Consider the following 24,534-nt stretch of genomic DNA (forward strand, 5'->3'; position numbering starts at 1 on the left):
GACGCAACGCATCCTATGCCCGTCGATCTGTGATCTGCGACACGGGGGTTGCCAACGACTTTGTGATCTCTGCCACCTGTCGAACGATCATGAACTCGGATGAACGCCGATCTTCGCACCAGACGTGACCGAGAGGCGACAATCCGTGACATTCTGGCCGATCATCGCTGGTCGGAGCGGCCTCGCACTATCAAACCCTGGCCTGTACACGCAAATTCGAGTTGGAGGCGTACGGGTGATAAAGGGGCTCACCCCACCCGTGCGGGGGCCCGGCGGGACGGAGGTGGACGCGTGCGTCCGTTCACGAGCGCGGACCGCAAGTGACGGAGACTCGAATGTGACCTGCGCCACTTCGACCCGGCGCCCGGAAAAGCGGGGTTGGCCAACTGCGCCAACCAATGGTAGGCGAGCGGCAATTCGGACGTTTCGCGGAAAACCCATGATCACGGGCGTGATCGCCTGGGTCTGAAATGTCCGTTACGGCGTCAATAAAGGCCTCCATGAACCGGATTCAACGACTCCGGGCGCAACTGTGGCGCAGCACACGTTTCTTGAAGGGAACCATCGAGCCCTGATACCGGTTGTTCTCATGTCCCACACCGCTCCCATACCCAGCCACCGGAAGCCCCGCCGCAGCTCCTCGAAGCTCGCGCTGCGCGCCGGAGTTGCCGGTGGCGTCCTCAGCACCATCGCGGTGGCCGCGTCGCCCGCTCAGGCCGAGCCGGTGACCGAGACCATCGAGATGCCCACGCTCACCAACGTGGACCTGTCCGGCGCGCTGTCCAACGCCGTCGCCGCCTCCGCCGAGGCGACCGAGCAGAACGCGCTCGCCCAGGACCTGCGGGCCCAGGAGGAAGCGGCGGCCGCCGCGGCGGCGAAGGACGCCAAGAAGGCCAAGGCCGAGGCGGAGCGCAAGGCGGAGGCCGAGCGCAAGGCCAAGGAGGCCGAGGAGAAGGCCCGCGCCGAGGCGGAGCGCGCCTCCCGCACCTCCGAGCGCACCACGCTCTCCGCGTCTTCCTCCGACAACGGCGGCGGCGGCAGCGACAGCGGCTCCTCCTACAGCGCCCCCGCGACCGGTTCGGCCGCCGCCATCGTGGCGTTCGCGCGCGCCCAGGTCGGCGACGCGTACGTCATGGGCGCCACGGGCCCCAACGCCTGGGACTGCTCCGGCCTCGTCCAGGCCGCCTACCGCCAGGCCGGCATCGACCTGCCGCGCGTCTCCGGCGCGCAGTCGAGCATGGGCACCTCCGTCTCGCTGGACAACCTCCAGCCGGGCGACATCCTCTACTGGGGCAGCCGCAGCGGCTCGTACCACGTCGCCATCTACGTCGGCGGCGGCAACTTCGTGGGCGCGCAGAACCCCAGCAAGGGCGTCGTCGAGCAGTCCATCGACTGGGACCGGCCGTCCGGCGCCGTCCGCGTCCTCTGACGCGGCGGCACCACGTCCGAAAGGCCGCCGCTCCCCCGCTCGGGGCGGGAGCGGCGGCCTTCGCCGTGCTCGGGCACTACCGCTCCGGTACACCGGGGTCGCCCTGCCACGCCCGGCGCCGCACCGGGCGTACTACACCCCGGTGTCCGGCTCCTCCCGGCCGGGGGCCCGGCGGAACGCCTCGATGAGCCGCCCGTAGCTGTCGCCGCCGTACCCCTCCGCGACGGCCTTCGCCATCAGCTCCCGGTGCAGCTCGGGCAGCCGCCCGTCGACGCCCCGCGCGCGGCCCGCGTGCAGCAGGTGCTCGATCGCCGCCAGCTGTACGTCGATGGTGGCGTCGTCGCCCGGATAGGCGCCGTCGTCGATCTGGCCCGCGTACCGCTCCATGAACAGCCCGACCGTGGACAGCCAGCGCACCGCAACCGGCGTGAACGCCCGCGCCGCGACCCCGTCCGCGCCCGCCAGCGCCGTGGCGTGCAGCCAGCCGCCGAACACCGACCACATGAGCCCCAGCAGCCCCGTGTCGTACAGCGAGGCGAGCCCCGCGTCCTCGCCGAGGGCGATCGGGTCGCCCAGCACCGCGAGCGTCTCCCGGTACGCCGCGAAAGCCTCGGGCGAACCGCTGTACAGGAACATGCTGTCCCGGCTGCCGACCCCCGGCGGCGTCGTCATGATCCCGCCGTCCAGGTACCGCGCCCCGTGCCCGGCCGCCCACGCGGCGGTCTCCCGCGCCTGTTCCGGCGACCCCGACGTCACATTGACCAGCGTCCGGCCCGCCAGGCGCCCGGCCACCGGGTCGAGCAGCCCGCGCACCGCCGGGTAGTCCAGGACGCACACCACGACCAGGTCGCTCGCCTCCACCGCCTCCGCGACCGTCGCGGCCCGGCGCGCGCCCCGCGCGGCCAGGGCGTCCGCCTTGGCGGGGGTGCGGTTCCAGACGGTCGTCGGGTGACCGGCCGCCAGGAACGCGTCGGCCAGGGCCGATCCCATCTGCCCCAGTCCGAGCACGGTGACGCTTTCACGGCTCATCGCCTTGTTTCTCCCTCTGCGTGCGGATTGCCTGTGCGTGATCCACCCTCGCAGCGGGCGCCGGGCGCGGACAGGGGCGGGACTGCCCGCGAGCGCACGATTCCTGCCGTACGCTCCGGGGCATGAGCGCCGGAACCGTCGCCGTGGCCGTCCTCCAGGACGCCGGGATCTCGCCGTGGGAGATGTACGAGCTGTCCATCGCGCTCACCGTGTTCGGCATCCCGCACCGTGACCTCGCCGACCCCTGGTACCGGCTCCGCCTCTGCACGGACGGGCCCCGGGGCGGGTCCGGGCAGGAGCCCGGGGAGCCGTACGGGCCGGGCTTCTCCCTCCGTACCCGCCACGGCCTGGACGCGCTCGTCGGCGCGGACACGGTCATCGTGCCGTCCGTGCCGGAGGCGTGCGTCGAGGAGGGCCGGGAGGTGCCCGCCGCGCTGGTCGAGGCGCTGCGGGAGGCTGCCGCCTCGGGGGCCCGCGTGGTGTCGCTGTGCACGGGGGCGTTCGCCCTGGCGGCGGCCGGGCTGCTGGACGGGCGCCGCGCCACGGCCCACTGGCAGCACACCGCCGAACTGGCCGCCCGGCACCCTTCGGTGACCGTGGACGACTCGGTGCTCTACACGGACGACGGCTCCGTGCTGACCAGCGCGGGCGCCACGGCCGCCCTGGACCTGTGCCTGCACCTGGTGCGCCGCGATCTGGGGGCGCACGTCGCCAACCAGCTGGCGCGCCGCCTCGTCGTCCACGCGCACCGCGCGGGCGGTCAGGCGCAGTTCATCGAGGCGCCGCTCCCGCCCCCCGGCGACGAGGGCCTGGGGCCGGTCCTCCAGTGGGCGGTCGAGCACCTGGCGGAGCCGCTCACCGTGAACGACCTGGCCCGCCGCGCGCGGATGAGCCCGCGCACCTTCCACCGCCGCCTCCTGGAGGCCACCGGCACGACGCCGATGCGGTGGCTGCTCCAGCAGCGCGTCGCCCGCGCGCAGAGCCTGCTGGAGTGCACGGACCTGCCGGTGGAGCAGATCGGCGAACGCAGCGGCCTCGGCACGGCCGCGAACCTGCGCCGCCACTTCACCCGCGCGGTCGGCGTCTCCCCCACCGCGTACCGCCGCTCGTTCCCGACGACAGCGACGGCGCCCCGTGCGGGCACCGCCCGGCGGGCCGGGGCCGCCGGGGAGCAGGAAACAAGCACCGGCTGGATGACGCGATGAGCGAGGACTGGACGGTCGGCTACTGGACGCCGGCCCACGCTGCCGTCGAACAGGAGGACACCGGGACCCTGGCCCGGTTGCTGGCGGAGGGCGTCGATCCCGACGAGGTGTGCGGCGGTCTGACGCTGCTCACGCACGCGATCGACGCCGAGGGCGACGGGACCCTGCAGAGTCGTACGCCGCTGACCGTGCACACCACCGCCGTGCTGCTGGCCTTCGGCGCCGATCCGGAGCTGCCGGACCCGGACGGCCGCACGCCGATGGCCGTGGCCTGCCACTACGGCCACGGCCCGGCGATCGGGCTGCTGCGCGCGCACATCGAGCGGCGCGCGACGGAGGGCCGGGGCGCCCGGCGGGCCTTCAGGCCTTCGGGGCGACCTTCGACAGGCCGTTGATGATGCGGTCCATCGCGTCGCCGCCCGTCGGGTCCGTCAGGTTGGCGAGCATCTTCAGCGTGAAGCGCATCAGCATCGGGTGCGTCAGGCCGCGCTGGGTGGCGATCCGCATGACCTTCGGGTTGCCGATGAGCTTCACGAAGGCGCGGCCCAGTGTGTAGTAGCCGCCGTACGTGTCCTTGAGGACCTGCGGGTAGGCGTGCAGGGCGCGCTCGCGCTGGGCGTCCGTCGTACGGGCGTGCGCCTGGACGATCACGTCGGCGGCGAGCTGCCCGGACTCCATGGCGTACGCGATGCCCTCGCCGTTGAACGGGTTGACCAGGCCGCCCGCGTCGCCGACGAGCAGCAGGCCGCGCGTGTAGTGCGGCTGCCGGTTGAACGCCATCGGCAGGGCCGCGCCGCGGATCGGCATCGTCATGTTGTCGGGCGTGAAGCCCCAGTCCTCCGGCATGGACGCGCACCACGCCTTGAGGACCTCCCGCCAGTCCAGCTCGCGGAAGGCGGAGGAGGAGTTGAGGATGCCGAGGCCCACGTTGGACGTGCCGTCGCCCATGCCGAAGATCCAGCCGTAGCCGGGCAGCAGCCGGTCCGGGCCCGGGCCGCGCCGGTCCCACAGCTCCAGCCAGGACTCCAGGTAGTCGTCGTCGTGGCGGGGCGTCGTGAAGTACGTGCGCACGGCGACGCCCATCGGCCGGTCGTCGCGCCGGTGCAGCCCCATCGCAAGGGACAGGCGGCTGGAGTTGCCGTCGGCGGCGACGACGAGCGGGGCGTGGAACGTGACCGGCCGCTTCTCCTCGCCCAGCTTGGCGTGGACGCCCGTGATCCGGCCCGTGCGCGGGTCGGTGACGGGCTCGCCGACGTTGCACCGCTCGTACAGCCGCGCCCCGGCCTTCTGAGCCTGCCGGGCGAGCTGCTCGTCGAAGTCGTCGCGCTTGCGGACCAGTCCGTAGTCCGGGTACGAGGCCAGCTCGGGCCAGTCGAGCTGGAGGCGCACGCCGCCCCCGATGATGCGCAGGCCCTTGTTGCGCAGCCAGCCCGCCTCCTCGGAGATGTCGATGCCCATGGCGACGAGCTGCTTGGTGGCGCGCGGGGTGAGCCCGTCACCGCACACCTTCTCGCGCGGGAACGCGGTCTTCTCCAGCAGCAGCACGTCGAGCCCCGCCTTGGCGAGGTAGTACGCGGTGGTGGAGCCCGCCGGGCCCGCCCCGACGACGATCACATCTGCGGTGTGTTCGGAGGGGGTCTCGGTCACGGCGACTTCTCCCGGGGCTCGAAATGGCGTGCCGAAAGCACGGGACATGGGCAGTCTATGGTCACCCGCCGTTCCCCCAACCGAAGGGCACCCTCGATGACCGACCTGCTCCACGCCGACGCCGCACGGCCCGCCGGCGGGCCGGCCTTCCGCCTGCGCGTGCCGACGGAGGAGGACGCGTACGCGTGGCACCGCGTGTTCGACGACCCCGAGGTGATGGAGTTCCACGGCGGCCGGCCCGCCGAGCTCTCCGTGTACCAGGAGTTCACGGCCCGGCAGCGGCGCCATGACGCCGAGCTCGGCTTCTGCCTGTGGACGCTGCTGGACGAGGCGGGCGAGGTCGTCGGCTTCACGGGCGCCCAGCCGTGGCCGCACCCGTGGGGCCCGGTCGGGGAGGTGGAGATCGGCTGGCGCCTGGCCCGCCCGGCGTGGGGCAGGGGCTACGCGACCGCCGCCGCCCGCGAGACGCTGGAGCGGGTGCGGGCGGCGGGGGTGGAGCGCGTCGTCGCCATGGTGAACGCGCGCAACGAGCGCTCCGTCGCCGTGACCCGCCGCCTCGGCATGACCCTCCAGGACACGGCCCCCCTCCCGGGCCGCGAACACGACCTGGCCCACCGCTTCGCGCTGGACCTCCGGACCGTCTAGTCGGCGTCGTTGAGGGTCCACGTGGCGAGCGCGGTGTCGAACGCCTCGCGGGCCTCGGACCAGTCGCGCTCGCGGGCCGTGAAGTAGACGGCGTACTCGGTGCCGTCGTCGGCGATGTACGACTGGTCGACGGCGTGGATCGTCTCGCCCGCCTCGTCCGTGTACGTGTACTCCCAGATCGCGCCGGGCCGTCCCTGGAACGTGTTCGCCTCCAGCCGCACCCGCCGGTAGTCGGCCCGCTTCGCGCGGGAGTTGCCCTCCAGGTTGGTGAGGTTCTCCAGGGACGTGTACGGGGCGTCGCGGACGACACCGACGAGGAAGTGGCTCGTGCCGGTCGGCCCGGCGTACGTGATCTGGCCCCGCTTCTCCGAGATCCGCTCCCACCCGGCGGGCACGGCGAAGGCGAACCCGGCGGTGTCCACGGCCAGTTCGTACCCGTCGGGCACGGTGGGCGGGGCGGTGGGCCCCTGTGCGGGCGCGGGCGTCGCGTCCGGGGCCGGGGTCGTCTCCGGGGCGGAGGTCGGTTCGGGGGCCGGGGCCGATTCGGGGGCCGGGGCCGTACGGGCCGTGGGGCCGCCGGTGACGGGGTCGGCGACCGGTTCGGCGTCGGGGCGCGGGTGGATGGCCAGGCCGGGCCGCGACTCTTCCTTGAGCATCAGGATGCCCGTGGTCACCCCGCCGCCCACGGTGAACGCCACGACGAGCGCCCCGCCCCAGAGCAGCACCCCGCGCCCGCGCCGGGGCGCTCGGGCGGGGGCGGGAGCCGGGGTGGGTTCGGCCGTGGCCGCCGCGCCGGGGGCGGGTCCCGCCGGTGAGCCGCCCGGTGGCGGGGCGTCGGGCCGCTGGGGGCTGCCGGGAGCGGGGCCCGTTGGCGCGGAGCCGGTCGGCGGGGAGCCGGGGGTGTGCGTGGGGCCGGGGGCGGCGGGGCCGGTCGGCGCGGGGAACGGGGGCGTCGTCGGGTGGCCCTGCTGCGGCGGGACCTGCGGGGGCGTCGTCCCGCCCCAGCCCGGCCCGCCGGGACCACCCGGCCCGCCCGTACCGCCCTTCCTCCGCAGCAGGTACGGCGCCACGAGGACCCCGCCCGCCACCCACAGCAGGCCGAACAGCAGCGCGTCCGGGACGCTCGGGGCGATCTCGAAGTGCCCGGCACCGCCGAACGCGCCCGCCTCGCCCGCCAGGCGCATGCCGACCCCGCTCGCCCCGGTGACCAGCAGGTACAGCGCGAGGAACAGTCCGCCCGCCAGCGCCTGCCCGCCACGCCCGGCCACCCGGCGCGCGGCCCACAGCCCGGCCGTCAGCGCACAGACGGCACCCAGGGCCAGCAGCCCGGCCACCGCACCGCCGCCCCACTCGTCGCCGACCTCGCCGAGGCCGACCGTGCCGTGCTCCGCGCCCGAGCCGAGCAGCCCGAACCGGCCCCGCAGGTCGTACTCCAGCGGCGCGCCCCAGGAGATGCCCAGGACGGCGGCACCGAGGTTCGGCAGGATCGTCAGGGCCAGCAGCAGCCCGGTGCCGTCCACGCCGTCGAGACCGGCGTACAGGAGGAAGCCGACCACCGCGCACAGCGCCAGGGCGGTGCCCAGCGCGCGGGTCGCCGCCCCCAGGGCGCGTACCGCCGTGAACGCGCCGGGCCGTGCGGCCAGCCACCGGGCCAGGTCGTCGCGCTGGAGGACCCCGGCGGTGACCGCGAGGGCCAGGACGAGGGCGACCAGCGCGGCCGTCACCGGCGAGGCCGACACGGCGACCCCGGCGATCTCCGGCTGGGCGAACAGCCCGAGCAGCAGCACCGCGCCCGCGGCGGGCAGGGCGACCCGCACGGCCGCGTCCACCCCGGCGCCCCGCGCGCGAAGTCCCCGGGCGGCGAGATACAGGGCACCGGTCCACAGGAACGTCACCGTCAGCGGGACCAGCGACAGTTCGGCGCCGCCCTGGGCGAGCGCGGCGTCGGAGCCGTACCCGTAGCCGCCGGAGTGGAAGCCGGAGCCGTCACCGTCGTCGTACGGGAACCCCGGGGTCACCGCCCGCAGTTCGAACCCGCCGCCGAACGCCTGGAGCAGCAGCGCCAGCGCGATCCGCAGCCGGCCGCTCCAGCCGACGACGACGTCGTCACCGGGGTCCTGGCCGTACGAGGGGATCGCGAGGGCCACCGCGAGGGCGAGGAGCAGCCCGGTCGGCCAGGCGGCGGCGCGCAGGGCGGGCGCCCAGGCACCCCGGAACGCCCGGCGCAGGAACTCGGCGGCGGGCGAGGGCGCCACGGGGCCGGGCGGGTACATGGGCGGCGGGGCGACCGCGCCACCGGCCGGGTACGGGGGTGCCTGGCCCGGGCCATACGGGGGTGCCTGGCCGGGCACGTACGCGGGCGGGGCGGGGGAACCGGCGGGCGGAGGCCCGGGGGGAGCGGCGGGCGGCGGGGCGGCGGGCGGCACTCCGGGGGCGGGAGGCGCGGCGGGCGGCGGGGCGGCGCCCTCACCGCCCGGACCGGGGGCCGAGGCGGCCCGCTCCCGGCCGCAGTTCATACAGAAGCGGGCCTCCTCCGGGGAGGAGGTCCCGCAGTGAGGACAGGGCGACGCCATGGGCTGCTCCGGATGCCGGGAGACGGGTCGAGCCCCCTATCCTCCAGCCTGGCGACGCCCCGTCAAATCCCTTACGCGTCCAGCGACTTGAAGCCCCTGTGCAGCGCCACGATCCCGCCCGACAGGTTGCGCCACGCGACCTTCGACCAGCCGGCCTTCTGGAGCATGGCCGCCAGCTCCCGCTGCTCGGGCCAGCTCTGGATGGACTCGGCGAGGTACACGTACGCGTCCGGGTTGGACGACACGGCGCGCGCGACCGGCGGCAGCGCCCGCATCAGGTACTCCTCGTACACCTTGCGGAACGGCGCCCAGGTCGCGTGCGAGAACTCGCAGATCACGACGCGCCCGCCCGGCTTGGTCACCCGGTACAGCTCGCGCAGCGCCTCGTCCGTGTCCTGGACGTTGCGCAGCCCGAAGGAGATGGTCACCGCGTCGAACACGCCGTCGCGGAACGGCAGGCGCATCGCGTCACCGGCCGTCAGCGGCAGCCAGGGGTGGCGCTTCTTGCCCTCGCGGAGCATGCCGAGGGAGAAGTCGCACGGCACGACGTACGCGCCCTCCTCCACGAACGGCAGCGAGGACGTGCCGGTGCCCGCCGCGAGGTCGAGGACCCGCTGGCCGGGGCGGGCGTCGACGGCCCGCGCCACCTCCCGTCGCCAGCGCCGGTCCTGGAAGAGGGAGAGCACGTCGTTGGTGAGGTCGTAGTTCGCCGCGACGTGGTCGAACATCGTGGCGACTTCGTGCGGCTGCTTGTCCAGCGTTGCTCGGGTCACGCGATCCATTCAAGCAGGCGGCCCGCTCCCGCCCGCGCCCGGTCGGCCGCGCGTCGGAGACCCGCCCGCCCCCGCGCGCCCGGCGCGCGCACCGGTCACGCCGCCCGGTACACCAGCCGTCCGTCCAGGACCGTGGCCACGCACGCGGCGGCGCCCCGGGCGGGCAGCTCCGCGAGGCCGGGCACGTCGAAGACGGCGAACCGGGCCGGTCCGCCCGCCCGCAGCGGCCCGGCCCACACGACGGGCCCTCCGGAGGCGAACGGGTCCAGCGACGGCACCCCCTCCGGCCGCTCCGCGCGCGGGACGACGCCGAGACCGGCGCGCCGCACCGCGTCCCGTACGGCAGGGGTGCGCGGCTCGCCCGCGACGGCGACCGTGCCGTGCGCCAGGAGCCGCTGCGTGCCGCGCCGGGCGCTGCCGCCCCTGCGCGCCTCGGTCAGGGCGAGCGCCGCCAGGGCGGGCCCCGTGATCGGCTCGGTGCCCAGCTCGTCCGCCTCGCGCGGGTCGGGGTGGTACGCCGCCTCCAGCAGCTCGGGGCCGTACGCGTTGACCAGGCCCGGCGTCAGGACGCCGGGCCAGCGCCGGACGCGGGCCCCCGGGTGGACGGCGGCCAGCTCCTCGTACGGGCCGACGGCGGCGATCCGCGCGCCGTCCACGGCGACGGCGCCGCCCCGCTCCCCCGCCGTGTGGATCGTCAGCACGCGCGCGTCAGTTGGCGTCGAGGAGCTTCAGCTCGGGGTGGGCCGTGCCGCCCTCGATGGCCGTGGAGGAGATGTGCGAGACGACGCGGTCGTCCACCGGGTCGTCCGCCGGGTCGTCGTGGACGACGATGTGCTCGTACGTCGTGGTCCGCTGCGCCGGGACGCGGCCCGCCTTGCGGATCAGGTCGATGATCTCCAGCCGGTTGGAGCGGTGCCTGGCACCGGCGGAGGAGACGACGTTCTCCTCCAGCATGATCGAGCCGAGGTCGTCGGCGCCGTAGTGCAGCGACAGCTGGCCGACCTCCTTGCCCGTGGTGAGCCACGAGCCCTGGATGTGGGCGACGTTGTCGAGGAACAGCCGCGCGATGGCGATCATGCGCAGGTACTCGAAGAGCGTGGCCTGCGTGCGGCCCTTCAGGTGGTTGTTCTCCGGCTGGTACGTGTACGGGATGAACGCGCGGAAGCCGCCCGTCCGGTCCTGCACCTCGCGGATCATGCGCAGGTGCTCGATGCGCTCGGCGTTCGTCTCGCCGGTGCCCATCAGCATCGTGGAGGTGGACTCGACGCCCAGGTTGTGGGCGATCTCCATGATCTCCAGCCAGCGCTCGCCGGACTCCTTCAGCGGGGCGATCGCCTTGCGCGGCCGCTCCGGCAGCAGCTCGGCGCCCGCACCCGCGAACGAGTCGAGACCGGCGGCGTGGATGCGGCGGATGGCCTCCTCGACGCTCACGCCGGAGATCCGCGCCATGTGCTCGACCTCGGACGCGCCCAGCGAGTGGATGACGAGCTGCGGGAACGCCTCCTTGATGGCGGCGAAGTGCTTCTCGTAGTACTCCACGCCGTAGTCCGGGTGGTGGCCACCCTGGAACATGATCTGCGTGCCGCCCAGCTCGACCGTCTCGGCGCAGCGGCGCAGGATGTCGTCGAGGTCGCGGGTCCAGCCCTTGGCGGTGTCCTTCGGCGGGGCGTAGAAGGCGCAGAACTTGCAGGCCGTGACGCAGACGTTGGTGTAGTTGATGTTGCGCTCGATGATGTACGTCGCGATGTGCTCCGTACCGGCGTAGCGGCGGCGCCGGGCGGCGTCGGCGGCGGCGCCGAGGGCGTGCAGCGGCGCGGAGCGGTAGAGGTCGAGCGCCTCTTCCGGCGTGATCCGCCCACCGGCGGCGGCGCGGTCGAGAACGGACTGGAGGTCGGCCTTCTCGGTCACCGGGTGCGTACCTTTCGCCTGCTTGCGGACGGACCGGACCAGCCTACGCCAGCGCCCTGACGGCTAATCCGCGCGGTCCAGGGTGGCGCGGGGGCGCCCGGCGGCCGCGTCGTCGGAGGCGTAGTGCAGCCTGCCGCCCTTGAGGCGCAGGGTCACCGTGTGGGTGCCGCCGGTGCACACGCCGGTGGACGCGTCGCCGGGCGAACTGCCGGTGACGAGGGTGTCGGCGGTGGCGGTGCGCAGGACGAGGGTGTCCTCGCAGATGAGGTTGGAGAGGATGTCGTGCTGGACGACCCGGCCGACGGCCTGCCCGGCCCCGCCGCTCCTGAGCGTCACGGTGAACGTGCCCGCCGGGATGTCCCCGATGGCGCCGGCCTTCGCGGTGGCCGGCCCCTTCCACGTGCCGGTGAACCCCTTCGGCACGGTGGCGCCGGAGGGCGCGCCGGTGGCGGAGGCGGACGTCCCGGCGTCGGGGGCGGGCGGCTGGGCGGTATCGCGGGTGCCGCCGCCCGGCAGCACGTCGAACAGGACGGCCGCGCCCACGGTCACGGCGGCGAGGGCGCCCGCGACGGCGAGGGCGACGGTGCAGCTGAGCCGCCGCCCGCCGCGCGGCCCCGCGGGCTCGGACCCGGCGCTGACGGACACGGAGACGGGCCTGCCGCGGGGCGGCGGGACGGCGTCCATGGTGGGTACGTACGCGTCGGGGACGTACGCGGCGTCGGGGTGCCGGCCGGGCGCGGGGCCTGGGGCGTCGGGGTGCCGGCCGGGCGCGGGGGCGCCGGGCGGGGGCGGTACGGACTCGGGCGCGGCAGCCGGTACGGGCACGGCGACAGGCGCGGGCCCGGCGGCTCGTACGGGCTCGGCGGCCGGTACGGGCGGGGTCGCCGGTACAGGTGGGGCGGCCGGTACGGGCGGGGCGGCCGGTACGGGCGGGGTGACGGCCGCGCTGCTGAACGGCACCGGCCCCGACGCCCCCGCGTCCGCCCCCGCCCCGGCCTCCGTCGGCTCCAGGTCCAGCAGCCGTACCGCCGCGCGGCTGACCTCCTCGACCAGCGCCGCCGGGAGCCACCCGCCCGCCGGGGCGGCGCCGGTGGCCAGGCTCGCGGCCAGTTCGGCCGGGGCGGGGCGCGCGGCCGGGTCCTTGGCCAGGCACGCGGCGACGGCGTCCCGCAGCGGGCCGGTCAGCGCCGGGTCCAGCTCGGGCTCCTCGTGGACGACCTTGTACAGCAGCGCCGCCGACGAGTCGCCGGAGAACGGCGCGGTGCCCGTCGCCGCGTACGCCAGCACCGCGCCCAGCGAGAAGACGTCCGACGCGCCGGTCACCCCGCTCCCGCCCGCCGCGCCGACGATCTGTTCCGGCGACATGTAGCCGGGCGAGCCGACGGACACGCCGGTGGAGGTGAGCGAAGCGGTGCCGTCCATGACGCGGGCGATGCCGAAGTCGATGAGCCGGGGCCCGTCGAGGGCGAGCAGCACGTTCGACGGCTTCACGTCCCGGTGGACCAGGCCGTGCGCGTGGACGGCGGCGAGGGCCTGCGCGAGACCGGCGCCCAGCACCCGTACCGACCGCTCGGGCAGCGGGCCGTGCCCGGCGACCGCCTGGGTGAGGGAGGGCCCGGCGACGTACCCGGTGGCGATCCACGGCACCGGCGCGTCCGGGTCGGCGTCCAGGACGGGCGCGGTCCAGCGGCCGCCGACCCGCCGGGCGGACTCGGCCTCCCGGCGGAACCGGGCGCGGAACTCCTCGTCCAGCGCGAAGTGCGGGTGCACGACCTTGACGGCCACCGTGCGGCCGCCCTCGCTGCGGGCCAGGTAGACGCGGCCCATGCCGCCCGACCCGAGCCTGCCCAGCAGCCGGTACGGGCCGATCGCCCGCGGTTCGCCCGCCTCCAGCGGCTGCATCCGCCCCGCTCCCCCCGCTCCGGTGCCCGAGACTCCGCTCGCGCACGACGCGCCCCCGTACCCCGGTACCGCCGCGTCCGTACCGCCGTGCCGGACAGCAGCGTAGAGGCCCCGGCGGGCGGGGTGGCGGGGATTGCCCGCGCCGCCGGGCCAACCGGTCGTCCCGTACGGCCATCTATCTGGCCGTGGTCCGCAGACCCCCGCCCCTGCCGGAGACCGCGCCACGACCGCCCACCCGAACCCGGAGTGCACCACCATGAAACGTCCGCTCACGACCCTCGTGACCGCCGCCGTCCTCGGCTCCCTCGCGCTGGCCTCGGGCTGCTCGGGGGAGCCCGTCTCGTTCGACACCCCCTCGGCCTCCGCCGCGCCCGCGGGGGGCGACGGCGGCCGGGCGGGCCGGCCGTCCGCGAAGCCCGGCGAGCCCGGGAAGCCGGGCCGGCCGCCCGTCCCGGCGACGCTGATGCCGACCGGCCCGAAGGCGGAGTTCACGACCGAGAACACCGTGGACGACGGCACGAAGATCGGCGTGACGACGCTGGAGGGCCGGAAGTCCGGCTTCTCGGGCAAGGTGTGGGTCTGGGCGCCCCCGCAGTATTTCGAGGCCGAGTACGCCGCCAGCGGCTTCCCCGTGCTGATCGCCCTCCCCGGCGGCAACGGCTACCCGAAGAATTACTGGATGGGCACCGATCTGAAGCTCCAGAGCAGCATCAGCAAGTGGTCCAGGGAGGGAAAGAGCCTGCCGTTCATCGTCGTGATGCCGGTGCTCAACCCGGACGACAAGCACTACTACGACGGCAGCGACATCCCGGGCCACCCCAAGATGGGCACCTGGATGACGGAGGACGTTCCCGATTTCGTCAGGGCGAATTTCCGTACGTTCGACTCGCGTGACGGCTGGGCGTTCATGGGTTCGTCGTCGGGGGCGTTCGTCGGGCTGAAGTCGGTGCTGAAGCACCCGGAGAAGTTCAAGGCGGTGATCGCCTCGGGTCCGGACACCGTTCCCGACTCGCCGCTGTGGGCGGGGCACGAGGCGGAAAAGGCCGCGAACGACCCGGAAAAACTCGCCAAGGCCCTCTCCGCCCAGCCCTCTTCACCCGGCAAGGACGTGTATCTGGCCTTCCAGATCGGCACGAGGGAGTCGGGTCTGACCAACCTGCGGTCGTTCATCAGGGACTACGGCAAGGGCCCGGTGAAGACCCGCCTGGAGGTCATCCAGGACGGCGGCCACAACGCGCGGACGTACGTGAAGGGCATGGGCGACGGCTCGATCCAGTGGATCAGCGAGCACATGCAGGCCCCGGTCCCGTCCTCCTGACCGTCCCGTCCCCTCCCGTGGGCCGGGGCGGTCGGCGGGCCGCCCCGGCCGCGGGCCGCCCGGTCCTGCGGGTCTCCCCTCACCCGCCCCGGCTCAGTCCCCCTCCCCGCCGCCGAGCAGATCGACCCGCACGTCGGCGGGGAACCCGGTCGTCGGGCCGGTCCTGCGGGCGAACTCACGCACGCCGGCGAGCTGGTCGGGGCCGAACCGGAAGTCGAGCGTGGTGAAGTACCGTTCCAGCAGCTCGGCGTCGAACGCCTCCCACCGCGCGGCCTGCTCGGCGACCTTGCCGACCTCCTCCAGCGACAGGTCCCGCGACGCCAGGAACGCCTCGTGCACCTTCCGCACGACGGCGGGCTCCCGCTCCAGGTAGTCGCGGCGCACGGCCCACACGGCGAACACGAACGGCAGCCCGGTCCACTCCTTCCACATCAGCCCCAGGTCGTGGACCTGGAGGCCGAGGCGCGGCGCGTCGTGCAGGGAGGCGCGCAGCGCGGCGTCGCCGATCAGCACGGCCGCCTCCGCCTCCTGCATCATCAGCCCCAGGTCGGGCGGGCAGGTGTAGTAGTCGGGTGCGACGCCGTACCGCTCGGCGAGCAGGAGCTGCGCGAGGCGCACGGAGGTGCGGGAGGTGGAGCCGAGCGCGACCCGCGCCCCGTCCAGTCGCTCCAGGGGCAGCTGGGAGACGATCACGCAGGACATGACGGGCCCGTCGCAGCCGACGGCCAGGTCGGGGAAGGCGACCAGCCGGTCGGCGTGGCGCAGGTACTCCACGAGGGTGATCGGCCCGATGTCGAGGGAGCCCTCCACGAGCTGCTCGCTGAGCCGCTCGGGCGTGTCCTTGGTCAGCTCCAGGTCGAGCAGTGTGCCGGTGCGGGCCAGTCCCCAGTAGAGGGGCAGGCAGTTCAGGAACTGGATGTGCCCGACGCGCGGCCGGGTCCGCCGAGATGTGTCCACATCGCGAGGCTAGACCCCGCCCTGCCTGCTCCGTCTCACCGGGTGGACGTGCCGGGCCGCCCCGGACCCGCTTCCGCCGCGTTCAAACATCCGGGTGACTTCTCGATGGGGTGATCTTTACCTCTACCCATCTACGGAGACCGCGTGCTAGGCTCGACGCAAGTTGCAGTTTGGTTTCCCTTGCAGTACAGAGCCTGCGGAGCATGTGACCCGCAGGCTTTTGTAGTTTTCAGACTTGTTTGCAGGTTCTGGAGCAGGGCAACCCTTTGGCCCAAGGAGGGCTTATGGCTACCGGAACCGTCAAGTGGTTCAACGCTGAAAAGGGCTTTGGCTTCATCGCCCAGGACGGCGGCGGCCCGGATGTCTTCGTCCACTACTCCGCGATCAACGCGTCTGGCTTCCGCTCCCTCGAGGAGAACCAGGCCGTGAACTTCGACGTCACGCAGGGCCCGAAGGGCCCGCAGGCGGAGAACGTCACCCCGGCCTGATTGGGCAGGGTCGGCGAATCGCGCACGACTTAGCAGTACCTAAGGGGTCCGCCTTCCGCATTTCGATGCGGGAGGCGGACCTCTGCCTTTGTTTCCCAGAGTTCTCCCCCGCGCTTTGGCCCGCTCGGCCTACCCTGGCCGTATGACGGACCGCAAACCCCCTGGGGTGACCTTCGAGTCATGGGTGGACAAGCAGATCCGCGAGGCGGCCGAACGCGGCGAGTTCGCGCACCTGTCCGGCCTGGGCAAGCCCCTCCCCGACGACACGGCGCCGTACGACGAGCTGTGGTGGGTGAAGGGCAAGATGAACCGCGAGGGCCTGTCCGCCCTCCCGCCGACGCTCGCCCTCCGCAAGGAGGCCGAGGACGCCCTTGAGGCGGTCGGCCGCGCGGTCTCCGAGGCCCAGGTGCGCCGCGTCGTCGCGGAGATCAACGAGAAGATCGCCGCGGCCATCCGCCGCCCGCCCCCCGGCCCGCCCCTGAACCTGCGCCCCTTCGACGTGGAAGCCCTCCTGGCCGACTGGCGCGCCTCCCGCGACAAGCCGACCGACGACGGCCGAAACCACTGACGCCCCCTCCCCCGGCCCCGGATCACCGCCCGCGGCGATACGGCCCGGCACACGCGGCCGCCGGGGCGGGGCGTCGAGATCACCCTAGAGCTCACCCCTGCCCGCGAGACCCTCGCCCGTTTCCCTCCTCCGAGGCGCTCTCTGCCACCCCGCGCCGGAGGACGAGAGGTGTCATCGGAACACCGCTGTTCCCCTGGTGAGGGGCGCCTGTCGGCGGCGCGGTGCGCCTCTCAGCGTCGCCGGGTGCGAGGGGACGACAAGGCCGGGCGGGTGAGGTGGAGGAGGGTTCGGGCGGCTTCTTCGGGGGTGGCGGCCGGGGTCGAGTTGGCCCAGTCGGCCAGGGACTCCGCCGCTCCCACCAGGGCGTGGGACAGGGCCGTCGCCTCGCGCGGGGTGAGGGGCCCGGTGGACGCCCTGGTGATCAGGGACGTGACGTGGTCCGTGAGTTCCGTCCGCAGCGTGGCCGCCTCCGCCGCGAACGGCTCGCCGTGCGTGCGCGCCTGGCGGTGCAGCAGCGCCCAGCCGTCCGGGTTGCCCGTCGTGTGCGTGAAGAACGCCATCAGGGCCGCCCACAGGCCCTCGTCCACCGGCACGCCGCCCTTCCCCGGGCCGCCCGCGCCCGCCCGGACGGCGGCCATCAGAGCTGCGGCCTCGCGGCGCAGGCAGGCGGTGAACAGGTCCTCCTTGGAGTGGAGGTACAGGTACACCAGCGGCTTGGACACGCCCGCCAGTTCGGCGATCTCCTCCATGGACGCCGCCCGGTACCCGCGCCGCCCGAAGACCCGCACCGCCGCGTCCAGTATCTGCCGCTCCCGGACCGCCCTCGGAAGCCGCTTCGGGGCGGGGGGCGGGGCGGTCCCCGTACGGGTCGAATGGCCGGGGCCGGTGCCGTGCCGCGCCGTCCCCCCGTAGGACCCCGTTCCCCCGTACGCCCCCGCCACCCCGTAGGGCCCGGCCGGGCGTCCGCGGGTTCCCGTGCCGTCGCTCGCCTGGTTCAAGCGCCCCCACCTCTCTCGTGTCCGGCAGCGCGCGAGCGCGGCGCCGGAGATCACCGACCGGACACCCGTGCCCCCCGCCGGGGTTCGGCGGGGGGCACGGGGCGTCGCGAGGAGGGTGGCCGGGTCAGGCGGTGGCCGTGGCCTTGGCCGGGGCCGTCGCCTGGGCCGGGGACGCCTCCCGCGTGTCGTACCCGTCGACCGGAGAGGCCGACGCCGAGTTGTACGCGTCGAGGTCGAGGATCTTCTCACGCGCGGCGACGATCACCGGGACGAGCGCCTGTCCGGCGACGTTCGTGGCCGTGCGCATCATGTCGAGGACCGGGTCGATCGCCATGAGCAGGCCGACGCCCTCCAGGGGCAGGCCGAGCGTGGAGAGGGTCAGCGTCAGCATGACCGTCGCGCCCGTCAGGCCCGCCGTGGCGGCCGAGCCGATCACCGAGACCAGCGCGATGAGCAGGTACTCCTTGACGCCCAGCTGTACGTCGAAGATCTGCGCGATGAAGATCGCGGCGAGCGCCGGGTAGATCGCGGCGCAGCCGTCCATCTTGGTGGTCGCGCCGAACGGGACGGCGAAGGACGTGTACTCCTTCGGCACGCCGAGCCGCTCGGTGACCTTGACGGTGACCGGCATGGTGCCGACGGACGAGCGGGAGACGAAGGCCAGCTGGATCGCGGGCCAGGCGCCCTTGAAGAACTGGAGCGGGTTGACCTTGGCGACCGTCGCGAGCAGCAGCGGGTACACGCCGAAGATCACCAGGGCGCAGCCGATGTACACGTCGGCGGTGAAGGTGGCGTACTTGCCGATCAGGTGCCAGCCGTACTCGGCGATGGCGTAGCCGATGAGGCCGACCGTGCCGATGGGGGCGAGGCGGATGACCCACCACAGGGCCTTCTGGAGCAGCTCCAGGACGGACTCGGCGAAGGTGAGGATCGGCTGGGCCCTCTCGCCCAGCTTCAGCGCGGCGATACCGGCGACGGCGGCCATGAAGACGATCTGGAGGACGTTCAGCTCGGTGAACGGCGTGATGACGTCCGTCGGGATGATGCCGGTCAGGAAGTCCAGCCAGGAACCGGCGTTCTCCGGCTTCTTGCCGTCCTTCGGGGTCAGGCCGGTGCCCGCGCCGGGGTTGGTGAGCAGACCGAGGACGAGGCCGATGACGACCGCGATCAGCGACGTGATCATGAACCAGAGGAGCGTGCGGGAGGCCAGCCGCGCGGCGTTGTTGACCTTCCGCAGGTTGGTGATGGACACCAGGATCGCGAAGAAGACCAGCGGGGCCACGGCCAGCTTCAGCAGCTGGACGAAGATGTGGCCGACCTTGTCGAGGGTGGTGTACAGCCACTGGACGTCGTAGCTGCGGGTGATCCAGCCGAGGACCACACCGAGGACGAGACCGGCGACGATCTGGGCCCAGAAGGGCACCTTGGGTATGCGGCGCGGGGACGCGGGCGCGGGCGCGGACACGGACACACTCCTGGAGGGCGTGAGGGGGTACGGACTCGGGGCTTGCGGAGGGGGTCTACCCGTACGGCTCCTCGCCTACGGCCCCGGGGCGGCGGCGGCTCACGCACGGGGCGGCGGCGCGGCCTCGGGACCGGTGCGGGGCGACCGGGCGACGGGTCCAGCGGGCGTAGGGCTCAGACCTCGCGGCGACAACAGGTCGCGGACGCGCAGAGGCACAGATCGACGTGCAGGCGCGCCACGAGCGGGACGCTCGCGGTCGTGTGGCGGTGGCGCACTGCGGTCTTCATGCCGAAAACGTTAACACCCGAACTTTGAGGAACTCAAAGCCATTCTTTGACAGGCGGGCGCGGCCAGGGGCCTGGGAATGACAACACCCCGGCCGGGAAGGAGTGTTCCGGTCCGGGGTGGTGGCGGTGGGGCGGGTGGTGTGACGAACGCTACAACCGCTCGGACGGGACGCGTACGCCGTCGCCCCGCGCGCGTCCCGTACGACGCCGTCCTGTGGAGCCGCTCCTACACGCCGTCCTCGCGCGTGCGGTTGGCCTCCAGGCGGGCCTTGGCGGTGCCGACCTTCTCGACGATCTGCTCCGACATCGCGTCGCGCTGCCGCCGCAGCAGGACGAAGCTGAGGGGCGCCGACACGACGATGGAGAGCAGCAGCACCCACAGCGCGTTGGAGTTGCCGAGCCCACGCGGGATGAGGCCGAAGTACACCAGCGCGTACAGGACGACGAAGCATCCGACGAAGACGCCGAATCGCATGAGCGTGTACTTGAGGGTGGCGCTCGACCTGGTGGTGGCGGTCACGATGGGCCTTCTTCCTTCTCCGTACTCCGTACCGCGGTTCTGCCCGACTAGTGAAGCACGGGCGGAATGGATCAGTTCAGGGGGAGGAGCATGAAGACGTCGTCCCGGTACTCGCCCTCGCCGATCCTGATGGCGTCCGGGGCTCGGCCGATCTCCTTGTAGCCGCACGACGCGTAGAACCGCTCCAGGCCGAGGCCGCCGCGGCAGGTGAGCCGGATCGCCTCGAAGGGGCGGCCGTCGCCGTACGTCATGCCGCGTACGGCGTCCTCGCAGGCGGCGAGGAGGGCGCGGCCGTGGCCGTTGCCGTGGTGTCGGGGGTGGACCATGACCGTGTACAGCCACACCCAGTGGGCCATGAGGCGGTGGGTGTTGAAGGTGATGAATGCGGTGGCGGCGACGGAGCCGTCCTCGTCGTACCCGGCGAGCAGCCGCATGCGGCCCTCGCTCATCGCGGCCAGGTGCTCCACCCACTGCGGGCGGACGTCCTCCGGGGTCACGGGCGGGACGAAGCCGACGGCGCCGCCCGCGTTGGTGACGTCCGTCCACAGGGTGAGGACGCCGTCGCGCAGGTGCTGGTCGACGGGCGGGTCCAGTACGAAGTTGAGCGCCATGCCCCCGACGATAGGCGCCCGGCGGTTCAGCCGAGGACGCGGGCGGCGACCCGGAGGTCCGCGACGAGCCCCTCGTACATCGCGTCGCGGTCGTCGGCGCGGAGAACGGCGGAGGGGTGGATCGTCGCGACGAGGCACTCGCCGCGCTCCTCGTACGGGAGGAGCACGCCGCGCCGCTCCGTCACCCGGAAGCGGGAACCGAGCAGCGCCTTGCCCGCGGTCGCGCCGAGGGCGACGAGGACGTCCGGGTCCAGGAGGCTCATCTCCGCGTCCAGCCAGGGCTTGCAGGCGGTCGTCTCGCGGAGCGTGGGCGACTTGTGGATGCGGCGCTTGCCGCGCTCGGGGACCTGGGTGAACTTGAAGTGCTTGACGGCGTTGGTGGTGTACGTGTCGTCCGGTTCGATGCCCGCCTCTTCCAGGGCGCGGTCGAGCAGGCGGCCGGCCGGGCCGACGAACGGCTTGCCCTGGCGGTCCTCCTGGTCGCCGGGCTGCTCGCCGATGAGGAGGACGCGGGCGTGCGGGTTGCCCTCGCCGAAGACCGTCCGGGTGGCGGGGGCGTGCAGGGGGCAGCCCTCGCAGCCCGCCGCGGCGGTGCGGAGGGTGTCGAGGTCGGGGGCGTTGTCCGGCACGAAGGGGCCGGCGTCGTACGCCTCCTCGGTCCTGCCGGTACGTCCCATACCCGCCGGGTACCCCGCCGCGCCCGCCCGTCACGCCCCCGTGCCGGGCCCGCCCCGGGGCTCCGTGCACCCGTACCGCACCTCGGTGCGGGCGCCCTGGTCAGGGCACCGTGCCCGGCCGCTCCAGGGGTCAGAGGCGCATGGGCTGGGGGGACTCGCGGCGGGACTCGTCGGGGCCCGGGTACTCGCGGATGATCTCGTACCGCGTGTTCCGCTCCACCGGCCGGAACCCCGCGTCGCGGATCAGCTCCAGCAGGTCGTCCCGCGTCAGCTTGTTCGGCGTGCCGTAGTTGTCCGCGTCGTGCGTGATCTTGTACTCGACCACCGACCCGTCCATGTCGTCCGCCCCGTGCTGGAGCGCGAGCTGCGCGGTCTGGACGCCGTGCATGACCCAGAAGACCTTCACGTGCGGGACGTTGTCGAAGAGGAGGCGGGAGACCGCGAAGGTCTTCAGCGCCTCGGCCCCCGTCGCCATCGTGGTCCGCGCCTGGAGCCGGTTGCGGATCTTGCCGTCCTTCATGTCCACGAAGTCGTGCTGGTACCGCAGCGGGATGAAGACCTGGAAGCCGCCCGTCTCGTCCTGGAGCTCGCGCAGCCGCAGCACGTGGTCCACCCGGTGGCGGGGCTCCTCGATGTGCCCGTAGAGCATCGTGCTCGGGGTCTTGAGGCCCTTGGAGTGCGCCAGCCGGTGGATGCGCGACCAGTCCTCCCAGTGGGTGTCGTGGTCCACGATGTGCTGGCGGACCTCCCAGTCGAAGATCTCCGCGCCGCCGCCGGTCAGCGACTCCAGACCCGCGTCGATCAGCTCGTCGAGGATCTCGGACGCGGGCATGCCGGAGATCTTCTCGAAGTGGTGGATCTCGGTGGCGGTGAACGCCTTCAGGGAGACGTTCGGGAGGGCCTTCTTCAGCTCGCTCAGCGACCGCGGGTAGTAGCGCCACGGCAGGTTGGGGTGGAGCCCGTTGACGATGTGGAGCTCCGTGAGGTTCTCCGACTCCATCGCCTTGGCGAGCCGGACGGCCTCCTCGATGCGCATCGTGTACGCGTCCTTCTCGCCCGGCTTCCGCTGGAACGAGCAGTACGCGCACGAGGCCGTGCACACGTTGGTCATGTTGAGGTGCCGGTTGACGTTGAAGTGCACCACGTCGCCGTTCTTGCGCGTGCGCACCTCGTGGGCGAGGCCGCCGAGCCAGGCGAGGTCGTCAGACTCGTACAGGGCGATGCCGTCCTCGCGGGTCAGCCGCTCCCCGGACCGGACCTTCTCCTCCAGCTCGCGCTTGAGCCCCGCGTCCATACGGCTCCGCCTCCCACTGCCTCTACCAACGTCATCTGCGGCCCCACGGGCCCCACCCACCGTACTCCCCCGCCTTCCGGGCGGAAGCACCCGCCCGCACCCGCCGCCGCTGAGCGGTCAGTCCTCCTCGGGCAGGTCGCCGACGCGGTTCTCCCACTTGGTGGACAGCACGATCGTCGTGCGGGTGCGGGAGACGCCCTTGGTGCCGGAGAGCCGACGGATGATCTTCTCCAGGCCGTCCACGTCGCTGGCGCGGACCTTGAGCATGTACGAGTCGTCGCCCGCGATGAACCAGCAGTCCTCGATCTCCGGCAGGTCCTTCAGCCTGCGCGCCACGTCCTCGTGGTCGGCCGCGTCGGAGAGGGAGATGCCGATCAGCGCCGTGACACCCAGGCCCAGCGAGGCGGAGTCGACGGTCGCGCGGTAGCCGGTGATGACACCGGCCGCCTCCAGGCGGTTGATGCGGTCGGTGACGGAGGGCCCGGAGAGCCCCACGAGGCGGCCGAGCTCGGCGTACGAGGCCCTGCCGTTCTCCCGCAGAGCCTGGATGAGCTGCCTATCCACGGCGTCCATATGCCTGAAGCCTTCCATTAATCAGCAATCCATCAAGTACAGGTGTAGAATCTAAGGCACACAGGGGCTGTTTCCCTGCGATTCACTCAATCGATCAACGACGATCCTTCAGGAGATGACACTCACCGTGTACACGATCGAGATGGCCTACGCCCACATGCGTTCCATGCAGGAGCAGGCCCATCGCTCGCGTGTCCGCAAGGCAGCCGTGTCGGCCCGCCAGGAGGCGGCCGTCGAGCGGCGCACCACCACGATCCGTACGAAGAAGCGCTGACGCCGAACCGTCAGTCCTTCCGGGAGCCACCGAGCTCTCCCTTCCAGCGGCGGTACAGCCGGTGCGGCACCCCTGCCGCGTCCAGCACCCGCCCGGCGACGAAGTCCACCAGGTCCTGGATGTGCGTCGCCCCCGCGTAGAACGCCGGAGAGGCGGGCAGCACCACGGCGCCCGCCTCGTCCAGCGCCACGAGGTGCCTGAGCGTCTGCCCGTTCAGCGGGGTCTCCCGCACGGCCACGACCAGCGGGCGGCGCTCCTTGAGCACCACGCTCGCCGCCCGCTGCAACAGGTCCTTCGACAGTCCCAGCGCCACCCCGGCCACACAGGCCGTGGACGCGGGCACGATCAGCATCCCCTTCGCCGGGTACGACCCCGACGACGGCCCCGCGGCCAGGTCGCCCGCCGCCCAGTGCCGCAGGTCCGCCCCGGCCACGTCCACGTCGAAGGTGCGCGGCTTGCCGTCGGCGCCGCGCGACAGCCATTCCTCCAGGTCCTCGCGCCAGTGCGCGTCCCGGAACGCGATCCCCGTCTCGTCCAGCAGGGTCAGCCGCGAGGCGCGGGACACGACCAGGTCCACGCTCTCCCCCGCCGCGATCAGTCCGCGCAGCACTGCTGCCGCGTACGGCGTCCCCGACGCCCCGGACACTCCGACTACCCACGGACGACGACGCTGCTCATCTACCGGCTCCACGCCGACGAGCCTATCCGCCCGCCGTCGCAGGTCACCGCGCGCGGTGGCCACCTCGGCCCCGGTACGGGCGGTGAACGCCCCCCGGTACGGCGGAGGGCGGGCCGCGTGCGGAGCGGCCGGGGCGTCAGGCGCCCGGGTCCACCGGCAGGCCGCTCGTGTCGATGGCCAGCCGGCCGATCCCCGTGTCGACGACGACCTTGCCGCCGTACGGGACGAGGTCCCGGCCCCGGTAGCCCTCGGGACCGGGGTTCCAGCGCGTGGCGAGGTGGCCCTCGCACGGGTCGAGGATCAGGTAGTGGGCGATGCCCCGGGCCGCGTACTGGCGGTCCTTGACCTCGTAGTCGTTGCGCACGCTGCTCGGCGGGACGACCTCCACGGCCAGCTCGATCAGGTCGGGGGAGTAGGCACTGAGGTTGCGCGCCTCCTCCGCCGCCGGGATGACCGCGAGGTCCGGGCAGAACTCGAAGTCCGCGCTGAAGGGGAACGCCACGTCGCTGACGCAGCTCCACTCCGGCGGCAGCTGCGGCTCCAGGAGGTTCCACACGAGGCGGATGGTCTTCGCGTGGAAGGCCCGAACGGGACTCATCATGATGTTGCCCTCGACGATCTCGGTCCGATAGCCGGGGAACATGTCCTCGAACCGGCTGAGCTGCGAGTGCAGGTGTTCGGTCTGCGGGGTGGTCACGTCAGCCTCCCTGTCCT

The 24,534-nt window shown here is 73.2% G+C and carries 25 protein-coding genes; 8 read left to right on the forward strand and 17 right to left on the reverse strand.

What is annotated here, in order from left to right; translation table 11 throughout:
* Positions 1 to 589: 589 nt before the first annotated feature.
* On the forward strand, positions 590 to 1,429 hold the full coding sequence (locus J116_RS11020; protein WP_023587128.1) for a C40 family peptidase: 840 nt from the start codon (positions 590 to 592) through the stop codon (positions 1,427 to 1,429).
* Positions 1,430 to 1,561: 132 nt separating this feature from the next.
* On the opposite strand, the gene J116_RS11025 is transcribed toward J116_RS11020, so the two are convergent.
* Positions 1,562 to 2,500, reverse strand: coding sequence for an NAD(P)-dependent oxidoreductase (locus tag J116_RS11025; protein WP_268810604.1), 939 nt, complete (start codon positions 2,498 to 2,500; stop codon positions 1,562 to 1,564).
* Between the two features lie 80 nt (positions 2,501 to 2,580).
* Between J116_RS11025 and J116_RS11030 the strand changes: the two genes are divergently transcribed.
* Together J116_RS11030 and J116_RS11035 are read left to right on the forward strand one after the other, a co-directional pair.
* Positions 2,581 to 3,663, forward strand: coding sequence for a helix-turn-helix domain-containing protein (locus J116_RS11030; protein WP_023587130.1), 1,083 nt, complete (start codon positions 2,581 to 2,583; stop codon positions 3,661 to 3,663).
* Positions 3,660 to 4,058: an ankyrin repeat domain-containing protein gene (locus tag J116_RS11035; RefSeq protein ID WP_023587131.1), complete on the forward strand. Its 399-nt coding sequence runs from the start codon at positions 3,660 to 3,662 to the stop codon at positions 4,056 to 4,058. Before J116_RS11030 ends, J116_RS11035 begins: the two co-directional genes overlap by 4 nt.
* Here the strand turns inward: J116_RS11035 and J116_RS11040 are convergent.
* The gene (locus J116_RS11040) at positions 4,024 to 5,310 is read right to left on the reverse strand and encodes a geranylgeranyl reductase family protein (protein ID WP_023587132.1); all 1,287 of its coding nucleotides are present in this window, start codon (positions 5,308 to 5,310) and stop codon (positions 4,024 to 4,026) included. The genes J116_RS11035 and J116_RS11040 overlap by 35 nt on opposite strands.
* A 96-nt stretch (positions 5,311 to 5,406) precedes the next feature.
* On the opposite strand from J116_RS11040, the gene J116_RS11045 reads away from it, so the two are divergent.
* Complete coding sequence (locus J116_RS11045; protein WP_023587133.1) at positions 5,407 to 5,955, forward strand: GNAT family N-acetyltransferase; 549 nt, start codon at positions 5,407 to 5,409, stop codon at positions 5,953 to 5,955.
* Here the strand turns inward: J116_RS11045 and J116_RS30410 are convergent.
* The 5 genes from J116_RS30410 to J116_RS11070 all read right to left on the reverse strand — a co-directional run bounded on the left by J116_RS30410 (position 5,952) and on the right by J116_RS11070 (position 13,111).
* Positions 5,952 to 8,471 carry a hypothetical protein gene (locus J116_RS30410; protein WP_023587134.1) on the reverse strand — a complete coding sequence of 840 codons (2,520 nt, stop codon included), beginning with the start codon at positions 8,469 to 8,471 and terminating at the stop codon, positions 5,952 to 5,954. The genes J116_RS11045 and J116_RS30410 overlap by 4 nt on opposite strands.
* A 128-nt stretch (positions 8,472 to 8,599) precedes the next feature.
* Positions 8,600 to 9,301, reverse strand: coding sequence for a demethylmenaquinone methyltransferase (locus J116_RS11055; protein ID WP_023587135.1), 702 nt, complete (start codon positions 9,299 to 9,301; stop codon positions 8,600 to 8,602).
* Between the two features lie 95 nt (positions 9,302 to 9,396).
* Complete coding sequence (locus J116_RS11060) at positions 9,397 to 10,002, reverse strand: imidazolonepropionase-like domain-containing protein (protein WP_023587136.1); 606 nt, start codon at positions 10,000 to 10,002, stop codon at positions 9,397 to 9,399.
* Between the two features lie 7 nt (positions 10,003 to 10,009).
* The gene (mqnC, locus tag J116_RS11065; protein ID WP_023587137.1) at positions 10,010 to 11,209 is read right to left on the reverse strand and encodes a cyclic dehypoxanthinyl futalosine synthase; all 1,200 of its coding nucleotides are present in this window, start codon (positions 11,207 to 11,209) and stop codon (positions 10,010 to 10,012) included.
* Positions 11,210 to 11,272: 63 nt separating this feature from the next.
* A complete protein-coding gene (locus J116_RS11070) occupies positions 11,273 to 13,111 on the reverse strand; it encodes a serine/threonine-protein kinase (RefSeq protein WP_023587138.1) in 1,839 nt (612 codons plus the stop codon).
* Between the two features lie 256 nt (positions 13,112 to 13,367).
* Here J116_RS11070 and J116_RS11075 point away from each other — a divergent pair, with 256 nt between their 5' ends.
* A complete protein-coding gene (locus tag J116_RS11075) occupies positions 13,368 to 14,429 on the forward strand; it encodes an alpha/beta hydrolase (protein ID WP_023587139.1) in 1,062 nt (353 codons plus the stop codon).
* 93 nt (positions 14,430 to 14,522) lie between these two features.
* On the opposite strand, the gene J116_RS11080 is transcribed toward J116_RS11075, so the two are convergent.
* Positions 14,523 to 15,386 (reverse strand): menaquinone biosynthetic enzyme MqnA/MqnD family protein, encoded by an 864-nt coding sequence (locus J116_RS11080; protein WP_023587140.1) that lies wholly within the window; start codon positions 15,384 to 15,386, stop codon positions 14,523 to 14,525.
* Between the two features lie 284 nt (positions 15,387 to 15,670).
* On the opposite strand from J116_RS11080, the gene J116_RS11085 reads away from it, so the two are divergent.
* Positions 15,671 to 15,874: a cold-shock protein gene (locus J116_RS11085; protein WP_023587141.1), complete on the forward strand. Its 204-nt coding sequence runs from the start codon at positions 15,671 to 15,673 to the stop codon at positions 15,872 to 15,874.
* A 142-nt stretch (positions 15,875 to 16,016) separates the two neighbouring features.
* Positions 16,017 to 16,442 (forward strand): DnaJ family domain-containing protein, encoded by a 426-nt coding sequence (locus J116_RS11090; protein ID WP_023587142.1) that lies wholly within the window; start codon positions 16,017 to 16,019, stop codon positions 16,440 to 16,442.
* A 230-nt stretch (positions 16,443 to 16,672) separates the two neighbouring features.
* Here the strand turns inward: J116_RS11090 and J116_RS11095 are convergent, their stop codons facing one another.
* From J116_RS11095 to J116_RS11125, 7 genes are all read right to left on the reverse strand, one after another.
* On the reverse strand, positions 16,673 to 17,245 hold the full coding sequence (locus tag J116_RS11095; RefSeq protein ID WP_051203706.1) for a TetR/AcrR family transcriptional regulator: 573 nt from the start codon (positions 17,243 to 17,245) through the stop codon (positions 16,673 to 16,675).
* A 319-nt stretch (positions 17,246 to 17,564) separates the two neighbouring features.
* On the reverse strand, positions 17,565 to 18,911 hold the full coding sequence (locus J116_RS11100) for a dicarboxylate/amino acid:cation symporter (RefSeq protein ID WP_028963926.1): 1,347 nt from the start codon (positions 18,909 to 18,911) through the stop codon (positions 17,565 to 17,567).
* Positions 18,912 to 19,418: 507 nt separating this feature from the next.
* On the reverse strand, positions 19,419 to 19,712 hold the full coding sequence (locus tag J116_RS11105) for a DUF4229 domain-containing protein (protein ID WP_023587145.1): 294 nt from the start codon (positions 19,710 to 19,712) through the stop codon (positions 19,419 to 19,421).
* 71 nt (positions 19,713 to 19,783) lie between these two features.
* Complete coding sequence (locus tag J116_RS11110; RefSeq protein WP_023587146.1) at positions 19,784 to 20,323, reverse strand: GNAT family N-acetyltransferase; 540 nt, start codon at positions 20,321 to 20,323, stop codon at positions 19,784 to 19,786.
* Positions 20,324 to 20,349: 26 nt separating this feature from the next.
* The gene (locus J116_RS11115) at positions 20,350 to 21,000 is read right to left on the reverse strand and encodes a UdgX family uracil-DNA binding protein (RefSeq protein ID WP_023587147.1); all 651 of its coding nucleotides are present in this window, start codon (positions 20,998 to 21,000) and stop codon (positions 20,350 to 20,352) included.
* Positions 21,001 to 21,130: 130 nt separating this feature from the next.
* On the reverse strand, positions 21,131 to 22,294 hold the full coding sequence (gene mqnE / locus J116_RS11120; RefSeq protein ID WP_023587148.1) for an aminofutalosine synthase MqnE: 1,164 nt from the start codon (positions 22,292 to 22,294) through the stop codon (positions 21,131 to 21,133).
* A gap of 117 nt (positions 22,295 to 22,411) precedes the next feature.
* Positions 22,412 to 22,867, reverse strand: coding sequence for an Lrp/AsnC family transcriptional regulator (locus tag J116_RS11125; RefSeq protein WP_023587149.1), 456 nt, complete (start codon positions 22,865 to 22,867; stop codon positions 22,412 to 22,414).
* Positions 22,868 to 22,982: 115 nt separating this feature from the next.
* On the opposite strand from J116_RS11125, the gene J116_RS30105 reads away from it, so the two are divergent.
* Complete coding sequence (locus J116_RS30105) at positions 22,983 to 23,141, forward strand: hypothetical protein (protein WP_023587150.1); 159 nt, start codon at positions 22,983 to 22,985, stop codon at positions 23,139 to 23,141.
* A gap of 10 nt (positions 23,142 to 23,151) precedes the next feature.
* Here the strand turns inward: J116_RS30105 and J116_RS11130 are convergent, their stop codons facing one another.
* Together J116_RS11130 and J116_RS11135 are read right to left on the reverse strand one after the other, a co-directional pair.
* Positions 23,152 to 23,832, reverse strand: coding sequence for a UbiX family flavin prenyltransferase (locus J116_RS11130; RefSeq protein ID WP_023587151.1), 681 nt, complete (start codon positions 23,830 to 23,832; stop codon positions 23,152 to 23,154).
* 124 nt (positions 23,833 to 23,956) lie between these two features.
* A complete protein-coding gene (locus tag J116_RS11135; protein ID WP_023587152.1) occupies positions 23,957 to 24,517 on the reverse strand; it encodes a Uma2 family endonuclease in 561 nt (186 codons plus the stop codon).
* Between the last annotated feature and the right edge of the window lie 17 nt (positions 24,518 to 24,534).

This window comes from Streptomyces thermolilacinus SPC6 (assembly GCF_000478605.2).
GTDB lineage: Bacteria > Actinomycetota > Actinomycetes > Streptomycetales > Streptomycetaceae > Streptomyces > Streptomyces thermolilacinus.

What these genes read in the sequence shown, in the direction of transcription:
- J116_RS11020 (WP_023587128.1), top strand. Translation starts at nt 590, where the DNA reads ATGTCCCACACCGCTCCCATACCCAGCCACCGGAAGCCCCGCCGCAGC.
- J116_RS11030 (WP_023587130.1), top strand. Translation starts at nt 2,581, where the DNA reads ATGAGCGCCGGAACCGTCGCCGTGGCCGTCCTCCAGGACGCCGGGATC.
- J116_RS11035 (WP_023587131.1), top strand. Translation starts at nt 3,660, where the DNA reads ATGAGCGAGGACTGGACGGTCGGCTACTGGACGCCGGCCCACGCTGCC.
- J116_RS11045 (WP_023587133.1), top strand. Translation starts at nt 5,407, where the DNA reads ATGACCGACCTGCTCCACGCCGACGCCGCACGGCCCGCCGGCGGGCCG.
- J116_RS30410 (WP_023587134.1), bottom strand. Translation starts at nt 8,471, where the DNA reads ATGAACTGCGGCCGGGAGCGGGCCGCCTCGGCCCCCGGTCCGGGCGGT.
- J116_RS11070 (WP_023587138.1), bottom strand. Translation starts at nt 13,111, where the DNA reads ATGCAGCCGCTGGAGGCGGGCGAACCGCGGGCGATCGGCCCGTACCGG.
- J116_RS11075 (WP_023587139.1), top strand. Translation starts at nt 13,368, where the DNA reads ATGAAACGTCCGCTCACGACCCTCGTGACCGCCGCCGTCCTCGGCTCC.
- J116_RS11085 (WP_023587141.1), top strand. Translation starts at nt 15,671, where the DNA reads ATGGCTACCGGAACCGTCAAGTGGTTCAACGCTGAAAAGGGCTTTGGC.
- J116_RS11090 (WP_023587142.1), top strand. Translation starts at nt 16,017, where the DNA reads ATGACGGACCGCAAACCCCCTGGGGTGACCTTCGAGTCATGGGTGGAC.
- J116_RS11110 (WP_023587146.1), bottom strand. Translation starts at nt 20,323, where the DNA reads ATGGCGCTCAACTTCGTACTGGACCCGCCCGTCGACCAGCACCTGCGC.
- J116_RS11115 (WP_023587147.1), bottom strand. Translation starts at nt 21,000, where the DNA reads ATGGGACGTACCGGCAGGACCGAGGAGGCGTACGACGCCGGCCCCTTC.
- mqnE (WP_023587148.1), bottom strand. Translation starts at nt 22,294, where the DNA reads ATGGACGCGGGGCTCAAGCGCGAGCTGGAGGAGAAGGTCCGGTCCGGG.
- J116_RS11125 (WP_023587149.1), bottom strand. Translation starts at nt 22,867, where the DNA reads ATGGACGCCGTGGATAGGCAGCTCATCCAGGCTCTGCGGGAGAACGGC.
- J116_RS30105 (WP_023587150.1), top strand. Translation starts at nt 22,983, where the DNA reads ATGACACTCACCGTGTACACGATCGAGATGGCCTACGCCCACATGCGT.